This window comes from Marinomonas maritima (assembly GCF_024435075.2).
Taxonomy (GTDB): domain Bacteria; phylum Pseudomonadota; class Gammaproteobacteria; order Pseudomonadales; family Marinomonadaceae; genus Marinomonas; species Marinomonas maritima.
Window position 1 is genome coordinate 159015 of the sequence record NZ_JAMZEG020000004.1, and the last position, 20986, is coordinate 180000.

At 45.8% G+C, this 20986-nt stretch carries 17 protein-coding genes and 2 rRNA genes (1 of these 19 running past the window's edge); 8 read left to right on the forward strand and 11 right to left on the reverse strand.

What is annotated here, in order from left to right; genetic code table 11:
- Positions 1 to 18: 18 nt before the first annotated feature.
- The 4 genes from M3I01_RS15895 to rpmE form a co-directional block, all read right to left on the reverse strand.
- Positions 19 to 579, reverse strand: coding sequence for an LOG family protein (locus tag M3I01_RS15895; protein ID WP_255896907.1), 561 nt, complete (start codon positions 577 to 579; stop codon positions 19 to 21).
- A 93-nt stretch (positions 580 to 672) separates the two neighbouring features.
- On the reverse strand, positions 673 to 1941 hold the full coding sequence (locus M3I01_RS15900; protein ID WP_255896908.1) for a malic enzyme-like NAD(P)-binding protein: 1269 nt from the start codon (positions 1939 to 1941) through the stop codon (positions 673 to 675).
- Between the two features lie 175 nt (positions 1942 to 2116).
- Positions 2117 to 2899: a thermonuclease family protein gene (locus M3I01_RS15905; RefSeq protein ID WP_255896909.1), complete on the reverse strand. Its 783-nt coding sequence runs from the start codon at positions 2897 to 2899 to the stop codon at positions 2117 to 2119.
- Positions 2900 to 2907: 8 nt separating this feature from the next.
- Positions 2908 to 3123 carry a 50S ribosomal protein L31 gene (rpmE, locus tag M3I01_RS15910; RefSeq protein ID WP_112135053.1) on the reverse strand — a complete coding sequence of 72 codons (216 nt, stop codon included), beginning with the start codon at positions 3121 to 3123 and terminating at the stop codon, positions 2908 to 2910.
- Positions 3124 to 3390: 267 nt separating this feature from the next.
- Here rpmE and M3I01_RS15915 point away from each other — a divergent pair, with 267 nt between their 5' ends.
- From M3I01_RS15915 to M3I01_RS15940, 6 genes are all read left to right on the forward strand, one after another.
- Positions 3391 to 5622, forward strand: a complete 2232-nt coding sequence (locus M3I01_RS15915; protein WP_255896911.1) for a primosomal protein N' — start codon at positions 3391 to 3393, stop codon at positions 5620 to 5622.
- A 66-nt stretch (positions 5623 to 5688) separates the two neighbouring features.
- The gene (locus tag M3I01_RS15920; RefSeq protein WP_255896912.1) at positions 5689 to 6306 is read left to right on the forward strand and encodes an SPOR domain-containing protein; all 618 of its coding nucleotides are present in this window, start codon (positions 5689 to 5691) and stop codon (positions 6304 to 6306) included.
- 119 nt (positions 6307 to 6425) lie between these two features.
- Positions 6426 to 6977 carry an ATP-dependent protease subunit HslV gene (gene hslV, locus M3I01_RS15925; RefSeq protein ID WP_255896913.1) on the forward strand — a complete coding sequence of 184 codons (552 nt, stop codon included), beginning with the start codon at positions 6426 to 6428 and terminating at the stop codon, positions 6975 to 6977.
- Between the two features lie 54 nt (positions 6978 to 7031).
- The gene (hslU, locus tag M3I01_RS15930; protein ID WP_112135061.1) at positions 7032 to 8354 is read left to right on the forward strand and encodes an ATP-dependent protease ATPase subunit HslU; all 1323 of its coding nucleotides are present in this window, start codon (positions 7032 to 7034) and stop codon (positions 8352 to 8354) included.
- A 59-nt stretch (positions 8355 to 8413) separates the two neighbouring features.
- Positions 8414 to 8797 carry a gamma-butyrobetaine hydroxylase-like domain-containing protein gene (locus M3I01_RS15935; protein WP_255896914.1) on the forward strand — a complete coding sequence of 128 codons (384 nt, stop codon included), beginning with the start codon at positions 8414 to 8416 and terminating at the stop codon, positions 8795 to 8797.
- Between the two features lie 30 nt (positions 8798 to 8827).
- Positions 8828 to 9445 (forward strand): ubiquinone biosynthesis accessory factor UbiJ, encoded by a 618-nt coding sequence (locus M3I01_RS15940; RefSeq protein WP_255896916.1) that lies wholly within the window; start codon positions 8828 to 8830, stop codon positions 9443 to 9445.
- Positions 9446 to 9488: 43 nt separating this feature from the next.
- Here the strand turns inward: M3I01_RS15940 and M3I01_RS15945 are convergent, their stop codons facing one another.
- The 4 genes from M3I01_RS15945 to ilvA all read right to left on the reverse strand — a co-directional run bounded on the left by M3I01_RS15945 (position 9489) and on the right by ilvA (position 14872).
- The gene (locus tag M3I01_RS15945) at positions 9489 to 10358 is read right to left on the reverse strand and encodes a DMT family transporter (protein WP_255896917.1); all 870 of its coding nucleotides are present in this window, start codon (positions 10356 to 10358) and stop codon (positions 9489 to 9491) included.
- Between the two features lie 53 nt (positions 10359 to 10411).
- On the reverse strand, positions 10412 to 11392 hold the full coding sequence (locus M3I01_RS15950) for an asparaginase (protein WP_255896918.1): 981 nt from the start codon (positions 11390 to 11392) through the stop codon (positions 10412 to 10414).
- A gap of 105 nt (positions 11393 to 11497) precedes the next feature.
- Complete coding sequence (gene argS, locus M3I01_RS15955) at positions 11498 to 13231, reverse strand: arginine--tRNA ligase (RefSeq protein ID WP_255896919.1); 1734 nt, start codon at positions 13229 to 13231, stop codon at positions 11498 to 11500.
- 135 nt (positions 13232 to 13366) lie between these two features.
- Positions 13367 to 14872: a threonine ammonia-lyase, biosynthetic gene (gene ilvA, locus M3I01_RS15960; protein WP_255896920.1), complete on the reverse strand. Its 1506-nt coding sequence runs from the start codon at positions 14870 to 14872 to the stop codon at positions 13367 to 13369.
- 298 nt (positions 14873 to 15170) lie between these two features.
- Between ilvA and rpiA the strand changes: the two genes are divergently transcribed.
- Positions 15171 to 15842 (forward strand): ribose-5-phosphate isomerase RpiA, encoded by a 672-nt coding sequence (gene rpiA / locus M3I01_RS15965; protein WP_255896922.1) that lies wholly within the window; start codon positions 15171 to 15173, stop codon positions 15840 to 15842.
- 56 nt (positions 15843 to 15898) lie between these two features.
- Here rpiA and M3I01_RS15970 read toward each other — a convergent pair whose 3' ends face one another.
- On the reverse strand, positions 15899 to 16867 hold the full coding sequence (locus tag M3I01_RS15970; RefSeq protein WP_275565187.1) for a zinc transporter ZntB: 969 nt from the start codon (positions 16865 to 16867) through the stop codon (positions 15899 to 15901).
- 146 nt (positions 16868 to 17013) lie between these two features.
- Here M3I01_RS15970 and M3I01_RS15975 point away from each other — a divergent pair, with 146 nt between their 5' ends.
- Entirely contained in the window at positions 17014 to 17973 is a 960-nt protein-coding gene (locus M3I01_RS15975) for a class 1 fructose-bisphosphatase (RefSeq protein ID WP_255896925.1), read from the forward strand.
- A 329-nt stretch (positions 17974 to 18302) separates the two neighbouring features.
- Here M3I01_RS15975 and rrf read toward each other — a convergent pair.
- Both rrf and M3I01_RS15985 read right to left on the reverse strand, forming a co-directional pair.
- A 5S ribosomal RNA gene (rrf, locus tag M3I01_RS15980) occupies positions 18303 to 18417 on the reverse strand.
- A gap of 217 nt (positions 18418 to 18634) precedes the next feature.
- Positions 18635 to 20986 (reverse strand): 23S ribosomal RNA (locus M3I01_RS15985) (it continues 545 nt past the right edge of the window).

The window sequence follows — 20986 nt, forward strand, 5'->3', positions numbered from 1 at the left end:
CTGACGCTTTTCAAGTCTCTAACACCATTTAGGCAGCGGGGCTTTATACGTCTTAAACGCTGATACTAATGTCTCGGGGGCCTCCGCTTTAATGATCATATCTATATAAGACTGCTTCACAAATCCTGCTTTATGCATGCTATCCACCATAGCGAACAGCGGATCGTAAAAACCATTTATATTATAAAAAGCACAAGGTTTATTATGTAAACCTAACTGACCCCATGTCCATATTTCAAACATTTCTTCCAACGTTCCTACGCCGCCAGGCAGTGCCACAAAAGCATTCGCTAATTCCGCCATCTTAGCCTTGCGCTCATGCATATTAGCAACCTCATGAAGCTCGGTTAAACCTAGGTGGGCAATTTCTTTTAACTTAAGATGAGCAGGAATGACGCCAATCACTCTTCCACCAGCTTGTAATGCCGCATTAGCAATAACACCCATTAAACCGACGTTACCACCACCATACACAACATCAATGCCTTGCTTAGCAAGATATACGCCCAAGGCTTCCACGCCCTTCACGTAATCAGGTGAATTGCCTCCTGAGGAACCACAATATATTGCGACTTTCATGCTAATACTCCCTATTAACGAATGATAAAAATACTCATAAAAAAAGGCGACACCTTATTCAGGAATCGCCTTTTTCAACCATACGCATGTTACTTAAGCACCGAAGTGTTCAAGACTCTCAAGCGGGTAAAAATCTGGGTATGGAAGCATAGCAACGCCAGAATCAACCGCTGCTTTAGCAACCGCCGCTGAAACCACGTTTAGCAAACGTGCGTCCATTGGTTTTGGCAAGATGTACTCTTTGCCGAAACTTAATGCTAAACCGCCGTACGCTTCAACCACATCGGCTGGCGCTTCTTCTTTTGCAAGGTCTTTCAATGCATGAACCGCTGCTACTTTCATCTCTTCGTTGATCTTAGTCGCGCGAACGTCTAAAGCACCACGGAAGATGAAAGGAAAGCCAAGTACGTTGTTTACTTGGTTAGGGTAATCAGAACGGCCTGTTGCCATGATCAAGTCATCACGTGTCGCACGAGCCAATTCAGGATTGATTTCTGGATCAGGGTTTGAACAAGCAAACACGATTGGATTTGGCGCCATTTTAGCCAACTGATCAGCAGAGAAAAGATCAGGTCCTGATACACCGATAAAAACATCAGCACCATCAATCGCATCATCCAAAGTACGTTTATCAGTATCAATGGCAAACATCGCTTTAAACTGATTCAAATCATCACGACCAGAATGAATAACACCCTTACGGTCAAGAACGAAAATGTTGTCACGCTGTGCGCCACAAGCAATAATCAGCTTCATACAAGCCGTTGCCGCTGCACCTGCACCTAGGCAAACAATTTTCGCGTCAGCAATATCTTTACCTTGAAGCTCAAGCGCATTCAATAGACCAGCCGCCGTTACGATTGCAGTACCATGTTGGTCATCATGGAAAACAGGGATAGAACAACGCTCGATCAACTGTCGCTCAATCTCAAAACACTCTGGCGCTTTAATGTCTTCTAAGTTGATACCACCGTAGGTGTTTGCAATACGGGCAACCGTATCGATGAAGGCTTGTGGGCTTTCAGATTCAACTTCCACATCAACAGAATTAATGCCAGCAAAGCGCTTGAACAATAAACCTTTACCTTCCATTACTGGCTTGCTTGCTAATGGGCCTAGGTTACCCAATCCAAGAATCGCCGTGCCATCAGAAATAACAGCCACTAGGTTACCTTTCCCCGTGTAACGGTAAGCGGCTTCTGGATCTTTTGCGATTTCGCGACAAGGCTCAGCCACACCAGGGCTGTATGCTAAAGCAAGGTCACGTGCCGTTGCCGTTGGCTTAGTAATAGTAGAGCTCATTTTTCCAGGTACTGGATATTCATGGTAATCCAGTGCAGCTTGCTTAATATCTTCTGCCATTATGATGTTTCCGTCTATTTGGTGTAATTAATTAGTTTTATCGTAGTCAAATGGTGCCTTGTCCCAAAACTTTAAAAAGCATCGAAAGTAGCACCTTATATTTTTTAGCTGTTTTATCAGGATAGTCGATCTACTCATTACTTAAAAGAGCAAAACCATAGGAATATTTTATCAATCAACGATTGGTAGACGCTTTAATTTCAAGCAAATCATTGGGATGCCTTACAGACAGAACCCAAGACTTAAACTCTGAATGTCGACTTTTCCTTTGATGCTGCCAACCTCGCACCTCTATTTCCTTACCTTCAAGATAAAACACTTTTTGGGCAGGCCAATAATCGGTTACGTTGGGTGGCAAATTGATCACTAGATCACGATTGGTTTCTAGCCACCAGCCGCCTCGGTTCTGAGTAATTGAAGTGATGGTGACACGAGAAAGTGCAAATCCAGCTTTTGGCTGCCATTGCAAAGTTTGCTGCCATAATCCCTTATGCGCATTGCGAGCTGAGTTCTCAGCGGCCTCAAAACATGCTTGATATGCCAGATTTGGAGGGACAGCAATACGATAACCAAGTCCTTCGGATAGTAACTGACTCGTTAATGAAATACGATCTTTATCGAAAAGGTAGTACAAATAACGACCGTATCTATCACGCTCATCTTTTGCTTTTTGAATGTACACAAAGCGATCAAGACGGGAACGTAAAAAGTCTGTCGCTTCCACGGCATAGGTCTCATGTTGACCCTTTTTATGGTCGAGCTCTGGCGTGTCAATTCCAACTAACCGAACTTTTCGACCATCACTAAGATGTATGGTGTCGCCATCCACCACTCTCTTGATTCGCGCTTTTTCGAGTTCGCCTGTTGCTTCACACTGTTCACTCGCTTGAACAGTAACCGACAAAAACAAAAAAAGCGCCAAGAAAACTTGGCGCTTTTTTAATGCAATCACTGTCATTCCACCAATTACTTAGCGGTACGACGTGCTCCGAAACGCTTATTAAAGCGATCAACACGACCACCAGAGTCCAACATTTTTTGTTGACCTGTGTAGAATGGGTGGCAGTTGCTGCATACATCAAGGTGCATGTCTTTACCAGCAGTTGAATTAAGATTCAGAGTGTTACCACAAGTACAAGTAGCAACAAGCGCAGAGTAAGTTGGGTGGATATCATTTTTCATCGTATTTACCTTAAAGTTTGGTGTGCCGCCACTTGGTCGATATAGATGGGCTATTGCCGCGCCAAGCACCGCACGTTTCGTTGTACAGACATTGTACAGTGGTGCCAAGAATCGCGTATTTTAGGTGTCTATTGCCTAATCAGCAACCCTTTTATCATGCTTTTCTTATAAAATTGTCTCTCGCACCGAACCACTACTCTGGCGTACACTTAATTCTTCGTCGATATACTCTATTTTTACTTTACTAAACAAGGTCTAACCTAACGCATGTCCGAGGCGCTTCTTACTCCTTACCCTTTTATCAAAGTCGCTTTACCAGTGCCAATGCGCACTTTGTTTGACTACAAAGTACCGAAAGCCATCGCATTAAGACACGAGTTAAAGCCTGGCATGCGGATCAAAGTACCTTTCGGTAAAAGCAGTCGCCTTGGCGTTATTGTCGCCTTGAGTGAAACCAGCGACTGGGATCCAACGCAAGTCAAACCACTCACATCGTTGCATGATGAAAGCCCCGTCATCACAAAAGAACTCATGGCATTGTGCGAGTGGGCCGCGCGTTATTATCATCACCCTATTGGGGATGTTATTTTTCATGCCTTACCGGTACTGCTACGAAAAGGCGAGAACGCTGAGTTCCGCACAGAAAATTGGTGGCTGACGACGCCAGAAGGGCAAAAACTCCCTCTTGACCAACTCAGCCGAGCGCCTCGACAGCAAGACTTTCTTAAAGCCGTTCAACAACACCCCCACGGCTTGAGCCAACACGCGGCATCGGTTCTAGATCTTGCCCCTGCTGCCGGGAAAAGCTTAGAAGAAAAAGGCCTATTACGACGAGAGCCCCGCTCCTTTAACAAAGGAGGTGAAAAACACGCCCACCAAACTCAAGTACCTCCTACGCTAAACCCAGAACAAGCGATTGCCACAGAAGAGTTATTAGACTCGCGTCATCATTTTAATGTTGCATTATTAGATGGCGTAACGGGCAGCGGCAAAACCGAAGTGTTTTTACGGGTCATGGAACGCCTAATAGAAGAGGGAAAGCAAATTCTCGTGATGGTGCCAGAAATTGGTCTGACACCTCAAACATTGAAGCGCTTTGAAATACGCTTCAATACCGACATTGTACTGATGCACTCCAACATGAGTGATCGAGAGCGCCTAGATGCTTGGTTATTGGCCGCCAGCGGTCATGCAAAAATCATCATCGGCACGCGTTCTGCGGCGTTTATTCCTGCACCAAATCTTGGACTCATCGTAATAGACGAGGAACACGACACCTCTTACAAACAACACGAAGGCTTTCGCTATCACGCTCGGGATCTCGCGATTAAACGCGCGCAAAGCTTAGACATTCCTGTTTTATTAGCATCGGCCACACCGTCCTACGAAAGCCTAACCAATGCGCTTCAAAAGAAATTCACTTGGCTTAAGCTTCGTAAGCGAGCGGGCAATGCGCACATTCCAGAAATGGAGCGAGTGGATCTTCGAGGAAAAACCCTAATTCACGGCTTTAGCGAACACGCCCTTGCTAGTATCAAGCTATGCTTAGATCGCAAAGAACAAGTATTGATATTCTTAAACCGCCGCGGTTACGCGCCGACGTTAATGTGCCATCAATGCGGTTGGATTGCGGCCTGCGATCACTGTGATGTCAATCTCACCGTTCACAAACGCGCCAACAAACTGCATTGCCATCACTGTGATACGCAAAAAGCCTTGCTGCACACATGCCCAGAATGCCAGTCAGAAGAGCTGTTTACAGTGGGCGAAGGCACCGAGCAAGTTGAAACACAACTCAGTACCCTTTTTAAAGACGTACCTATTTTGCGAATTGACCGAGACAGCACTCAGCGCAAGTCCGCGATGGCAAAACTGACCCAAAAAATCCATGAGCATGACCAAGCTATTCTGATCGGCACACAAATGTTGGCGAAAGGCCACCACTTCCCAAACGTCACCTTGGTGGTCATTATGGATGCCGATGCAGGGCTGTTTTCCTCAGACTTTAGAGGTATGGAACGCACCGCTCAACTCGTAACACAAGTCGCTGGTCGTGCTGGTCGCGCAAAAAAACCGGGGCATGTTTTGCTGCAAACCTATCATCCCGATCATGCTGCAATTGAATGTTTGTGCAACTTGGGTTACGAACACTTTGCCATTGATGGATTAGCAGAGCGAAAATCACTCTCGTTACCGCCCTTTTATCACCAAGTTATTGTGCGAGCTGAATCCGGCAATGAACAAGAAGCCATGCAGCTTTTGTCTGCGATGCGCAATGACCTTGAACCCCTCTTTGCAAAGGACGTCTATCTGGTTGGCCCTTACGCGGCAATCATTGTTCGTAAAGCAGGCCAGCACCGAGCACTTATTTCCATCAAATCGGCTCATCGTGCGCCTTTACATCAAGCGACCCAAATGATGACAGATTGGTTAGAGCAATCCTCAAGGCAGCATAAAATTCGTTTCGCAATCGACGTCGATCCACTGGAAACTTACTGATCTAGCAAGCATAATGAGCGCGTCGTAATTGACGCCTAATATTTAAAAAAGCCAAAAGCCCTAATTATGTTTAATCCCATACAAATAGCAGCAAAAGGAAGTCGTCCAAGAAAAGGCGCGACTCGACGTTCACCTCCTCCGCCGAAGCGCAAAACCGCTTGGTGGTTATGGCTTTTAGTCCCCGCTATTCTTGTGGCCTTTATTTATGGATTAACGCAACTCAACCAAGTCGCGTCAACACCCAAACCTAAGCCAGTCGAAAAAATCAAAACCATCATAAAACCGCAGCCGAAAGAAATTAAAATCGCGCCCGAAGAAGTAAAAATAAAACCCGCGCCTAAAAAAGATACGTTTGAATTTTATCAAATACTGCAGGACAGCGAAGTCGATACCAGTCATGTCGACGCCTACCAGTCAACGCCTCGCGGCGAACAAGATTTTTATTACATGCTGCAAGCGGCTTCTTTTCGCAGTCCAGAAGACGCCGACCGTATGAGAGCGAGGCTCATCATATCGGGCTTAGTCGAAGCCAATGTTCGCAAGACCATCGGCAAAGGCGAGCAACCTTGGTACCGTGTCACTCTTGGCCCTTATGAATCTCGTTCCAAAATGAACCGAGCAGAAGACAAACTCGTTTCGATGGAAATATCGCCCTACTCTTATAAAGTCAAAAAAGAGCAATAATCCCCTTCAGATATCCGTCCATATTGCATACATAAAGTGAAAGCGTCTCTTGTATGCAATCCTCGCTTGAAATCTTCTTGCTCGCCCCCATTTTATTAGAATCGCAACTGGAGTAGACCATGACAACGATTCTTACTGTACGTAAAGGCAACCAAGTCGTCGTAGGCGGCGATGGACAAGTTTCTTTAGGCAACACCGTGATGAAAGGCAACGCTCGCAAAGTGCGTCGCTTATATCGTGGAGAAGTGATTGCGGGCTTCGCCGGCGGCACAGCCGATGCTTTCACCCTATTCGAGCGATTCGAAGGCCAGCTCGAAAAACACCAAGGACATCTTGTTCGTGCCGCGGTTGACCTTGCTAAAGACTGGCGTTCCGACCGAGCTCTACGCAAATTAGAAGCCATGCTTATTGTCGCTAACAAAGACAGTACCTTAATCATCACAGGTACAGGTGATGTCGTTGAGCCTCAACACGGCGCACTTGCAATCGGCTCTGGTGGTAACTTCGCAGAAGCGGCCGCTCGCGCTCTGATCGACAACACAGATCTATCGGCCAAAGAAATCGTTGAAAAAAGTCTCAACATTGCCGCAGATATTTGCGTCTTCACCAATCACAGTTTAACCATTGAAGAAATCGTGATTGATCAACAAATTGAAGACCAGTCTGCCTAACAAAAGACCGACACACGATCTACTACATCACTCAAGAATAGAAGAGAATTGATAATGAGCAGCATGACCCCAAGAGAGACGGTTAACGCCTTAGACAAACACATTATTGGCCAACAAAAAGCAAAACGAGCCGTGGCCATTGCGCTGCGTAATCGCTGGCGTCGCATGCAACTTCCTGAAGAAATGCGTGCCGAAATCACGCCTAAAAACATCCTAATGATAGGGCCAACGGGCGTGGGTAAAACCGAAATCGCTCGCCGTTTAGCCAAGCTATCCAACGCGCCATTCATCAAAATTGAAGCCACAAAATTCACCGAAGTGGGTTATGTCGGTCGCGATGTAGAATCCATTATTCGTGACTTGGTCGAAATGGCCATCAAAATGCTTCGCGAGCAAGAAACTGAAAAACTGCGCCATAAAGCCGAAGATGCGGCCGAAGATCGTATCCTTGACGTTTTATTACCGCCAGCACGTGGCGCAGACCCAGAGTTAGAAGACAGCAGCACGCGTCAAACTTTTCGTAAAAAATTACGCGAAGGTCAATTGGACGACAAAGAAATCGACATCGACGTCGCTGACTCGCCAGTCGGTGTCGAAATTATGACACCACCGGGCATGGAAGAAATGACCAGCCAGTTACAAAACATGTTTTCTAGTTTTGGGTCGCAAAAAACCAAAAAGCGCAAATTGAAAGTAAAAGAAGCCTTACGCCAAGTCCGTGATGAAGAAGCCGCTAAGCTGGTCAATGAAGAGGAATTGAAAGCTCGCGCGGTGTACGCGGTAGAACAAAACGGCATCGTTTTCTTAGACGAAATAGACAAGGTCGCAAAAAGCTCAGAACGCTCAGGCGGTGAAGTATCGCGTGAAGGCGTTCAACGTGATTTATTGCCTTTGATTGAAGGCTGTACCGTCAGCACAAAATACGGCATGATCAAAACGGATCACATTTTATTCATTGCTTCTGGTGCGTTTCATCTGTCCAAACCATCGGATTTGATACCTGAGCTGCAAGGTCGTTTACCCATTCGTGTGGAGCTAGATGCCTTGACGGTAGACGATTTCAAACGCATTTTGGTTGAACCAAGCGCGTCTCTCACCAAACAGTATGTTGCACTGGCGAAGACAGAAAATATCAATCTGAACTTTACTGAAGAAGGCATTCAGCGGATTGCTGAAATCGCTTTCCAGGTGAACGAACGCACAGAGAACATTGGTGCGCGTCGCTTGCACACTGTGCTGGAACGTTTACTAGAAGAAGTGTCCTACTCGGCCAGCGACATGCCTGACAATCAAACCATCGAAATAACCGCTGCGTATGTTGATGAGCAACTGGGCGAAATCGCTAAGAATGAAGATTTGAGCCAATATATTTTATAATAAGTAACGTGTCGCCTTCTCTAAAGGCGACTAAATTTTAAGAAAAGGAAACCTGCACCATGGCAACGCCTGCGCCGACAAAAATTCACTACCATAAGCAATCTCGTGAGTTGGCGCTAACGTTCGCCGATGGTCAAGCGTTCCGTCTAAGCGCTGAGTATTTACGAATTCACTCTCCTTCCGCCGAAGTTCGCGGACACGGTATGCAAATGCCGATTCTGCAATTTGGCAAAAAAGACGTCGCCATTAATAACGTCGAAGGCGCGGGGAACTATGCACTTAAAATATCCTTTGACGATGGCCACGACACCGGTCTTTACTCTTGGGACTATCTCTATAATATTGGCCAAAATCATGACGAACTCTGGAAAATGTACCTAGATCGCCTTGAAAAAGAAGGCCAGACACGTGACACTTCGGTGATACAAATCCATCAGCTTTAGCTTTTATTATTAATCACCGGGAAGATTTCTATGGGTTCACTCAGCTTATCCGCCATCAGCGCTATTGAAAATGCTATCAACCTCGCGCTTAAGCAGGATCTGCCTTCTCAACATCGCCTGAATAAATTAGCGGGGCAACAAGTCTTTCTCTTCGTAGAAGACTTCTCGTTTATATTACAGGTTCATATTCTCGAGCAAGGCGTCATGCTGCATCGTCCAGAAAGTTTAGACGAAATAGAGTTGGACCCACGCCTTGATACCCTTGTTCAAGGCCCAAGTAACGCGTATCGAAAATTGCTTGAAGGTGATGGTTTTTTTGATGGCGACCTACGCATACAAGGCAACGCACAAGCCTTGATGACCTTGCATAAGGTCATGGAAAATTTTGAATTCGATTGGGAAGGATTACTGGCGAATTACATCGGTGACTTACCGGCTTCTGCTTTGGCTCGCCTGCTACGCATGCAATGGTCTTGGAGCAAAGAATTTACCACCAATACCAGAATACAACTGGTCCACCACTTACAAACCAACAGTCAACTTCTGCCCAGTAAAATTGAATTCAATCACCACGTCGATGAACTCGAACGTTTTGGTACATTGATTGACCGAGTAGAAGCAAGATTGAATTTACTTGCTAGAAAGTAACCATTATTTTACATCATCGTTATTTTCTGCCAGTGTGGTTTAATTATCCTTTATTGGTTTTCGCTCTACTCAAATACACCCCAGTGATCGTCACCACAAAGCCGACGATCTGAATCGTTGTCATGGACTCTGTGAATAAGAAATAGCTTTCTATCGCCGCCAAAGGTGGCGCTAGCAATAAGACGGTAGACACTTGCGAAGCTTTGACTTTTCTCAGCAACCACACCATTAAAAAGACGCCGCCACCTGATAACACGATCACACCCCAGAACATAAGTAGGATAGATTCTAGCTGCAGCTTAAAGAGGCTTTCGCCTAAGATCAGTACAAACCCAAAAGACACCACGCTAGCAGCAAGGTTTTGTATTGCCATCGAGCTAAAAATGTCCGAGGTTGATATCGACATTTTTTGATAGGTCACCCCAAGCGATAAGGCTAATATGGCTGAGCAAGCCAAAGCAAAGGTAAATAAGGACACACCGCCGTGATTCATATCCAGCTCTAAGGCGGGGCTCACTACCAACATTAAACCGACCATGCCAATCAGCATGCCGACAATGCCTTTTAACGACGTTTTTTCTTTTATTATTAAGAAGGCAAGCAAAGTGACTAAAGCCGGTTGTAAGGCACCAATCAGAGCCATGATACCTGCAGGCAGACCTTTGGCGATGGCAACATAAGCGAAACCCAGATAGAAGCCATTCATCAACATACCAGCGATAATGTGTTTTGGCAGTTCTTTCCACGGAGGAAAATATCGACGCTGCACCAAGGCAATGGCGAGAAAAAGCAAACCAGCGCAAAAGAAGCGAATACCCAAGTACACGTTAGGGTCAATAAGGCCGACGATGAGCTTTCCGGTAATAAATCCCGTCGACCAAATGACCACTAAAAGCACATACAAAAACGCCATTTAAATTCCCTTTTTAAGTAAGAACAGAAAACGTCACATCGAACTGAAGTAACTCAAAAAATAGCTTTTATTGCCTCAGCACTTAACCCTAGTCCAATCAGAAAATGCAATTTCACAAACGCCGCTTCATAGGTCATGTCTTCACCTGAAATAACGCCTGCTTGAACCAATGCCGAACCCGCCGCATAAGCACCTGCAGCTACTCTTCCTGCGCCACACTGGCTAACATTCACAATCACTACGTCTCGGCTTGTGGCGGCGTTTAAAAGCGCCAGAAGCGCCGTGTTTTTGTCTGGTGCGTTGCCCGCACCATAACTCAATAACACCGCGCCTTTGACATTTTTGTTTAATAATCCTTGCCAATGCTCCGCTTGCACACCAGGAAATACAGGCAATATGGTGACCGCACTTTCTTTCATCTCTGGAATTTGAATCGTTATCCCTTGATGCGTCAGATCAACATTACGCCAGCGCCAGTCAATGCCTAGCACGCCACGCTCTGGTTGGTGTGGCGAATTAAAGGCTTGCCAATCACTGGTGTGCGCTTTGTGAGCTCGATCGCCTTCTATCAATCGACCGGCAAAGAATAGAAACACGCCGTTCACGGCTTTTTCACAAGCTGATGCTTCACAGGCAGAAATAGCGCCCATGACATTGATCATGGCGTCGCTTCGAACTTTGTACATAGGCACTTGCGAACCAGTGACAATAATCGGCTTATCACTATAGGCAAACATCAAAAATAAGGCCGCCGCGGTATAAGCCATGGTGTCCGTTCCATGTAACACAATGAACGCATCAAACGCCTGCCATTTGCTTTGTATGTCGCTAGCAATCGTCTGCCAATCTTTCGGTGTCGCATTCGATGAATCAATTAAATGCTCATAACGTTGGATGACAAAGTCATGAGTAATCTCGTTGGAAGCACCCAACTGTTGAGCCAGCTGCTCTGCAAAGGCTTCATCAGGCACAAGTCCATTCTCTGACGGTACCATACCAATCGTGCCACCGGTGTAAGCGATATAAATTTTCATGCCATTCTTTCGCCTCTTTTAACGCGTTTTTTTATCTATTAAAAAGGCGCTGTTCCGAGAAGAAAGCGCCTTTCGTTTATTAATTAAACAACATTCAAGCTAACATTACATGCGCTCTAAGGTTTCAATCCCTAACAAAGACAAACCTTGTTTTAAGGTTGACGCCGTATTCAATGCCAATTGTAGACGACTGTTTTTCACGTCATCTTCGGCATTCAAAATAGGACAAGCCTCGTAAAAACTCATGAAAGTGCCCGCCAAGTCGTATAAGTAAGCACATAAAAAATGCGGCATACCGTCGTTAGCAACTTGTTGAATGGCTTCTTCAAACTGACATAGCTTCATCGCTAAAGCACGCTCTTGTGGCGCTTCAATCGCGATGTTGCCCGTTAAACTTGCGCTATCGATCTCAGAACGCTTAACAATACTTGCTACGCGAGAATAAGCGTATAACAAGTAAGGCGCAGTGTTGCCTTCAAAGCTCAGCATAGTATCCCAATTGAACACGTAATCGCTGGTACGATTTTTTGACAAATCGGCGTACTTAACCGATGCAATGCCGACAACGCGACCAATATTACGCAATTCCTCTTCGCTCATGTCTGGATTTTTGTCAGCCACCAATTGATAAGCACGTTCTTGCGCTTCTTCCAACAAGTCTGACAATTTCGCCACGCCACCGGAACGCGTTTTAAAAGGTCTTCCATCACTTCCCATCACGGTGCCAAAAGGCATGTGTTCCAGTTGCGTTTCTGGTTTTACAAAGCCTGCTTTTCGAGACAAGGTGAAAATTTGTTGGAAGTGCAACGACTGACGCGCGTCCACAAAGTACAACACACGATCTGCGTTCAGTGTATGTTGACGAAAACGCACCGCCGCTAAATCCGTTGTGGCATACAAGAAACCACCACCCGTTTTTTGTACGATAATTGGTGTAATCTCGCCTTCTTTGTTGGCGAACTCTTCCATGAAAACACACTGTGCACCATTGGATTCTTGCAGCAAACCTTGATCTTTTAACTCATTGATAACGTTCTGTAGATCATCGTTATAGGCACTTTCTGGCATCACGTGCTGACGCTCTAAAGAAACACCTAACATTTTGTAAGTTTCTTCACAGTGAGTCATAGAGATATTGATAAATTCATCCCAAAGCGCCAAGCATTCTTCATCACCAGACTGCAAAGCAACGACCAATTCACGAGCACGAGCCGCGAAGACCTCATCTTCATCAAAGCAAGTTTTAGCCGCACGATAGAAGGTTTCAAGATCCGCAAGCGCCATGCTGATTTTGGTGTTCTCAGCACGCAAACGTTCCATGTACGCCAACAACATACCGAATTGAGTACCCCAATCGCCTACGTGGTTTTGACGGACAACATGATGACCCAAGAACTCCAGCGTGCGGACAACGGCATCACCAATAACCGTTGAGCGCAAATGACCAACGTGCATTTCTTTAGCAAGGTTTGGTGCTGAATAATCCACAACAACCGTTTCTGGTGCCTCAACTGGGTTTACATCAAGACGCTCGCTGGTGCGTAATGTCACCAATTCTTTACTCAAAAAAACATCTTTCAAAAAAATGTTAATAAAGCCCGGACCGGCGATTTCCACTTTATCGGCAAGGTCTGATAAGTCCAATTTATCCAACGCCGCGTGAGCAAAATCACGCGGGTTCATTTTAAGCGCTTTCGCGGCGCCCATAATGCCATTGGCTTGGTAATCACCGAAGAGGGCTTTCGCCGATTGACGCACTAACGCTGGCGCTGTATCAGACGCACCAGCGGCAACCATCGCCGCCTGAATACGTAGATTAAGAAGAGTTTGAATATTCACTAAGAAGACCTTTAAACAGTAAACAGGCCGCCAATGATGGCGTCATGTCAGAATCACACAGCCCTCTGATCGGTAACAATCAGAGGGCTGAATTCAAGAAAATAGTTGCGCTAATGATAACTGACTTTCGTACTTTTAGCGAAAGAACAGCTTGCAAGCTTCGTTGTTATTTTCGTCCTGATAAGGATAACCAAGTTCATCTAAGAAATGCGTCACATCCGCTTCCTCACCAACCGCCTGCAAACCAACTAAGACTCGGCCGTAGGCATCGCCGTGATTACGATAATGGAACATGGAGATATTCCATTGTCCACCCAGCGTATTTAAGAATTTCAACAACGCACCAGGACGTTCTGGAAACTCAAAGCTATAAAGCAATTCGCCCTTATCGCTGCGCAAATGCCCGCCAATCATATGACGAACATGAACCTTCGAGGTTTCGTCATCGGTTAAGTCCGTAATTTCGTAGTCTTTTAGATCTTCTAACAACTCTTTTCGACTGTGCGGGCTACCGCCTAACGCCACGCCGACAAAAATTGCCGCTTGTTGATCATCACCATAACGATAGTTAAATTCGGTAATGTTTCGACCAACCAACGCCTGACAAAAATCTTTAAAACTACCAGGATGTTCTGGAATTTTTACGGCAATAATCGCTTCACGCTTTTCGCCTAGTTCCGCCCGCTCAGATACATGGCGAAGGCGATCAAAGTTCACGTTCGCACCACTATTGATGGCAATCAATGTTTGGCCTTTCGCATCTTCTCGCTCAATGTATTTTTTTAAACCCGCTAAAGCACACGCGCCTGCTGGTTCAGTAATCGCACGAGTATCATCGTAGATGTCTTTTATCGCCGCGCACATTTCATCGGTAGTAACGGTAATCACTTCATCAACTGTATTTTTGGCGATCGCAAAGGTATGTTTACCAATTTCCGCTACAGCGACCCCTTCAGCAAATATACCGACTTGCGCCAAGCGAGTCGGTTTGCCGTTTTCCAAGGCGACCTTTAAACAGGCTGCATCGACGGGCTCAACGCCGATAATCTTAATGTCTGGACGAAGGTATTTAATGTAGGCAGATACACCGGCGATTAAACCACCACCACCAACGGGAATAAAAATAGCATCGATATTGCCTTCATGTTGATGGAGGATTTCCATGCCGATTGTGCCTTGTCCTGCGATCGTATCCAGATCATCAAATGGATGAACATAGACCTGACCTGTCTTCGCCATAATTTCAAGGGATTTTGCAGACGCTTCATCAAAGGCATCACCAAATAAAACCACTTCAGCACCATGATTACGAACTGCGTTGACCTTCACTTCTGGCGTAGTCGCAGGCATCACAATCGTTGCTTGGATGCCAAGTTTTTTTGCCGCCAACGCCAAACCTTGAGCATGATTTCCCGCTGAAGCAGCAATCACGCCCCGAGCACGTTCTTCTGGTGTTAACTGACAAATTTTATTGTATGCCCCACGAATTTTGAAAGAGAAAACAGGCTGTAAATCTTCTCGTTTCAAAATAATCTCATTACCTAATCGAGTCGATAACTGATTGGCACGAGACAATGGTGTTTCTACGGCAACGTCATAAACGCGCGCCTGTAGAATTTTTTTGATCATGGTATGGGGCATAGTGCTTCCTAAACGAATATAAATCGGCAACGCGATATTCTTAACAACATCTACGCTGACTTTGCTAGTCAAAAAAAACGAATAGGAAATATACCCTTTCAACCCACTTCACGCAAAGACCGATGCTCTCTATCGACACATAAAAATCGCATAAAATCCGTCATGGGCATGATCCAATAGGGTAACAATCAAGACTTGAAGTGCTTATAATATCCACACCATCAGAGGAGGCTTATCATTAGAAATAAGTCCCATAATACAGCCCCTAGCAAAACCATAATAAAAGGCGACAATCACTATGACTCAAGACGAATTAAAGCAAGCGGTTGCCAAAGCCGCCGTTGATTATATTCTCCCTATGTTAGAGGCCGATACAATTGTCGGTGTTGGCACAGGTTCTACGGCGAATCTTTTTATTGATGAATTGGCAAAGCACAAAAGCATCTTTGACGGGACTGTCGCAAGTTCTGAAGCGTCTGCAACACGCCTAAAAAAACACGGCATTCCAGTCTATGATTTAAACAGCGTCGATAGTATTCGTGTTTATGTGGACGGCGCAGATGAATCCAATGACAACTTGCACCTCATCAAAGGCGGTGGCGCGGCATTGACCCGTGAAAAAATCGTCGCGGCATGCAGCGATGAATTTGTTTGTATTGCTGACGAGTCAAAACTCGTAAAGGTGTTAGGCGACTTTCCATTACCAGTAGAAATCATTCCTATGGCTCGCGGGCATGTGGCACGTGAACTAGTAAAACTGGGCGGAGATCCAGTTTATCGCGAAGGCGTCGTCACTGATAACGGCAACTACATACTTGATGTCTACAATTTAGACATTCTTGACCCTATCGCTTTAGAGAAAAGCATTGATGGGATCGTTGGTGTAGTAACAAATGGATTATTCGCAAAACGCTCTGCAGATGTTTTATTGCTAGCAACCAAAGACGGCATTAAAACGCTAAAGCGATAGTTAAATACATTCAAAGCCGCTCATTTAAGGTGGCGGCTTTGAATCATTTAGACACGTTAAAACCAGCGACTGCGCCGCATCAGAATAAACTGCCCCCCCCCTAAAACCACCAATACCGTACAAAACAACCAAAATGCCGCGCTGCTATCAGTACCTGGCATGCCACCGATATTGATGCCAAACAATCCTGTTAAAAAGCCAAGTGGCATAAAAATGCCCGACAAAATAGAAAGCACATACATTCGAGCGTTCATTTTCTCCGCCTGTAAATTGGCAAATTCCTCTTGCATAAGAAGACAACGCTCACGCAGTGACTCTAAACCTTCTACATAGCGAGTAATATCATTGGCTGCTTCTTGAACTTGGGCGGATTGATCTACCGTCATCCATGATGAAGACTCCTGAGACAATTTATTTATAGCCTCTTTTTGAGGGACTAAAAAGCGCCTTAGACGGATCGTTTCAAGTCGACGCTGAACCAAAGAATCTCGCTGCCCCACTTCAATACCTTCGCCGATACTCTCTTCCAAATCTGCAAGCTCATCTTCTAGGCCGGTAATAACCTTTGCCATTCGACCTGTCAGCGTTTCGGTTAATGTCGCCACTATATCTGCCGTACTCGTCGGGCCTTCATTGTTAACAAGATCCCTCACCACGTCTTGCACAGACAACAATCTGCGACGGCGACTAGAGATAATAAAATTCGGTGTTACCCAAAGTCGTAAAGACACCATATCGGACGGATTCGACTCTGGATTTAAATTGACTCCCCGCAACGTCAGCAACAAACCTTTCCCCATTTTAATGGTTCGAGGTCGCGTCTCTTCTGCAAACAAAGCCTCCACCACGGTTTCAGGAATGCCTTCTAAACTCGACAGCCAATTTCGTCCTTTTTCTTCACGGCAATCTATATGCACCCATCGACAACCTTGAATGGGTAGCGTCTTAGGCAAGTCTGACGAAGGTAATGACGTTGCTCCACCTTCACCATCAAGCTCTAAATTGTGTACAACAAACTCAGACATAGTCATTTCCCTCAATATTTTGCGTAGATTATCTGAAAACGCTGACTTTCCCTATTTTTTTGTCCTCATAACATCACCTTGGCTGACACTCAGGGCCTAGAATGGCATAATTTCTACAACTTCAAATAATAAGGAAATGCCAGACCATGCAAAATCTATTCAATGTTTTAGCATCCAGTTCAACACCGCAAACATTACAAACAGTTTTAACGGTAACCACGGACACCTGCATCGCCATTTCGGATGCGCTAAAACAAGGTTCTCTTGCGGGTATTTTAGGTATGGCTGGTAATGAAAATGTTCAAGGAGAAGAACAAAAGAAACTGGATGTTATTTCTAACAATATGCTGAAAGACGCCTTGATTGCTTGTCCTGCGGTTAGAGCAATCGCATCAGAAGAAGAAGACTACATCGTACCAGCCAACACCGATGGAGAGTATTTCATCGCATTCGATCCGTTAGATGGTTCGTCGAACATCGACATTAATGCAATGGTTGGCACCATCTTTTCAATTTATCGTCAAACTGGAGACAAGCCAGCAACAGAAAAAGACTTCCTCATTCCAGGAAAAGAGCAAGTTGCCGCGGGTTATGTCCTTTACGGACCTTCTACCATGCTGGTTCTGACCACAGGCGATGGCGTCAACATGTTTACTTATGATCCCACAAAACACGTATTCACACTGACGAATGAGAGAATTCAGGTCGCTAAAGAAACTCAAGAGTTCGCCATCAACATGTCTAACCAACGTTTCTGGTCTCCAAGTATGCAGCACTATGTGAATGACCTAGTGAAGGGAAAAGAAGGTGATCGCGGTAAAAACTTCAATATGCGTTGGGTTGCAGCCATGGTAGGTGACGTTCATCGTATCCTTTGTCGTGGTGGCATCTTTATTTACCCTTGGGATAAAAAAGATCCTTCTAAAGCAGGTAAATTACGCCTTATGTACGAAGCAAATCCTATGGCAATGTTACTAGAACAGGCTGGCGGTAAAGCGCATACACACACTCAACGTATACTCGATATACAACCAGAAGCAATACATCAACGTGTTGCCGTCATTCTGGGTGCAGCCAATGAAGTGGATAAGTGTCTGAGTTATTAACGTCCAAGATAAGGTACATTTAACCTTGAGTGCATAACATAACGAGTTAATAACAAGAAGGTCGCCTAGCGGCCTTTTTTATTACCTGATGCCTCGCTTGTGACTTCAGCTTTTCGCTTTATAAGCGACATGAAAGTACAAAACCTAGCATTGAATCCATTCAGGCGTGTTTACAGATGCATTTAGCGTACAAAACCATCGCTAGACTCTTGAAGGTAAGATGGCGCCTTGATCGTAAATGATGACTTCCCTGATCACTTTTCTTAACCATTTATTTCAGCCAAAAAAAAGCCCTGACAGCGTTAGCTATCAGGGCTCTCTTAATTTAAGCTTGACGACGACCTACTCTCACATGGGATCTCCCACACTACCATCGGCGATGGCGCTTTTCACTTCTGAGTTCGGGATGGGATCAGGTGGTTCAACGCCTCTATGATCGTCAAGCAATTCTGCTGCGTTCGTTCCGGTGGTGTCTTTAGATGATAATGTCTATCCTCTGTTTCTTCCCACCAAAACACGCGAAGACATGCTTGGATCTTTAACAATTCTTTTTTGAAATAACAATAATCAAGGTTAAACCGATGTTCATCATTGCTGATGTGTATCGTAATCTGTGTCTGTGTTTTTAAAGTATTATTCTTTAAAACCACTTTGGTGTTATATGGTCAAGCCTCACGAGCAATTAGTATTGGTTAGCTCAATGCCTCACAGCACTTACACACCCAACCTATCAACGTCCTAGTCTCGAACGGCTCTTTAGGGGACTTATGTCCCAGTGAGATCTTATCTTGAGGGAGGCTTCCCGCTTAGATGCTTTCAGCGGTTATCCCGTCCGAACGTAGCTACCCGGCAATGCCACTGGCGTGACAACCGGAACACCAGAGGTTCGTCCACTCCGGTCCTCTCGTACTAGGAGCAGCTCCTCTCAAATCTCAAACGTCCACGGCAGATAGGGACCGAACTGTCTCACGACGTTCTAAACCCAGCTCGCGTACCACTTTAAATGGCGAACAGCCATACCCTTGGGACCGGCTTCAGCCCCAGGATGTGATGAGCCGACATCGAGGTGCCAAACACCGCCGTCGATGTGAACTCTTGGGCGGTATCAGCCTGTTATCCCGGAGTACCTTTTATCCGTTGAGCGATGGCCCTTCCATACAGAACCACCGGATCACTAAGACCTACTTTCGTACCTGCTCGACGTGTCTGTCTCGCAGTTAAGCGTGCTTTTGCCTTTACACTCTACGCATGATTTCCGACCATGCTGAGCACACCTTCGTGCTCCTCCGTTACTCTTTGGGAGGAGACCGCCCCAGTCAAACTACCCACCACACAGTGTCCTCGATCCAGATAATGGACCTGAGTTAGAACCTCAAACATACCAGGGTGGTATTTCAAGATTGGCTCCAATAGAACTAGCGTCCTATCTTCAAAGCCTCCCACCTATCCTACACAAATAGGTTCAAAGTTCACTGTGAAGCTATAGTAAAGGTTCACGGGGTCTTTCCGTCTAGCCGCGGATACACAGCATCTTCACTGCGATTTCAATTTCACTGAGTCTCGGGTGGAGACAGTGTGGCCATCGTTACGCCATTCGTGCAGGTCGGAACTTACCCGACAAGGAATTTCGCTACCTTAGGACCGTTATAGTTACGGCCGCCGTTTACTTGGGCTTCGATCAAGAGCTTCGCTTGCGCTAACCCCATCAATTAACCTTCAAGCACCGGGCAGGCGTCACACCCTATACGTCCACTTTCGTGTTTGCAGAGTGCTGTGTTTTTAATAAACAGTCGCAGCCACCTGGTATCTTCGACCGACTAGTGCTTACGGAGCAAGTCCTTCACACCGGCCGGCGTACCTTCTCCCGAAGTTACGGTACCATTTTGCCTAGTTCCTTCACCCGAGTTCTCTCAAGCGCCTTGGTATTCTCTACCTGACCACCTGTGTCGGTTTGGGGTACGGTCAATGTATATCTGAAGCTTAGAAGTTTTTCCTGGAAGCATGGCATCAACCACTTCGCCCAAAAGAGGGCTCGTCATCAGTTCTCGATCTTCCCACTAAAGGGAGGTGCCCGGATTTGCCTAAGCACCTAACCTACCGCCTTAAACACAGACAACCATCGCTGTGCTGGCCTAGCCTTCTCCGTCTCTCCATCGCAATATACATCGGTACAGGAATATTAACCTGTTTTCCATCGACTACGCATTTCTGCCTCGCCTTAGGGGCCGACTCACCCTGCCCTGATTAACATGGGACAGGAAACCTTGGTCTTCCGGCGGGGGAGTTTTTCACTCCCCTTATCGTTACTCATGTCAACATTCGCACTTCTGATACCTCCAGCCTGCCTTACAGCTTGACCTTCAACGGCTTACAGAACGCTCCTCTACCATGCCTAATAAATTAAGCATCCGTAGCTTCGGTGTACAGTTTGAGCCCCGTTATATCTTCCGCGCAGGCCGACTCGACTAGTGAGCTATTACGCTTTCTTTAAAGGATGGCTGCTTCTAAGCCAACCTCCTAGCTGTCTAAGCCTTCCCACATCGTTTCCCACTTAACTGTAACTTTGGGACCTTAGCTGACGGTCTGGGTTGTTTCCCTTTCCACGACGGACGTTAGCACCCGCCGTGTGTCTCCCGTAATTGCACTCATTGGTATTCGGAGTTTGCATGGGGTTGGTAAGTCGGGATGACCCCCTAGCCCAAACAGTGCTCTACCCCCAATGGTGAGATACGAGGCGCTACCTAAATAGCTTTCGAGGAGAACCAGCTATCTCCGAGCTTGATTAGCCTTTCACTCCTATCCACAAGTCATCCCCAGCCTTTTCAACGGATGTGGGTTCGGTCCTCCAGTTGATGTTACTCAACCTTCAACCTGCTCATGGATAGATCGCCCGGTTTCGGGTCTATTCCCAGCAACTAAACGCCCTATTAAGACTCGGTTTCCCTACGGCTCCACTACATGCTTAACCTTGCTACTGAAAATAAGTCGTTGACCCATTATACAAAAGGTACGC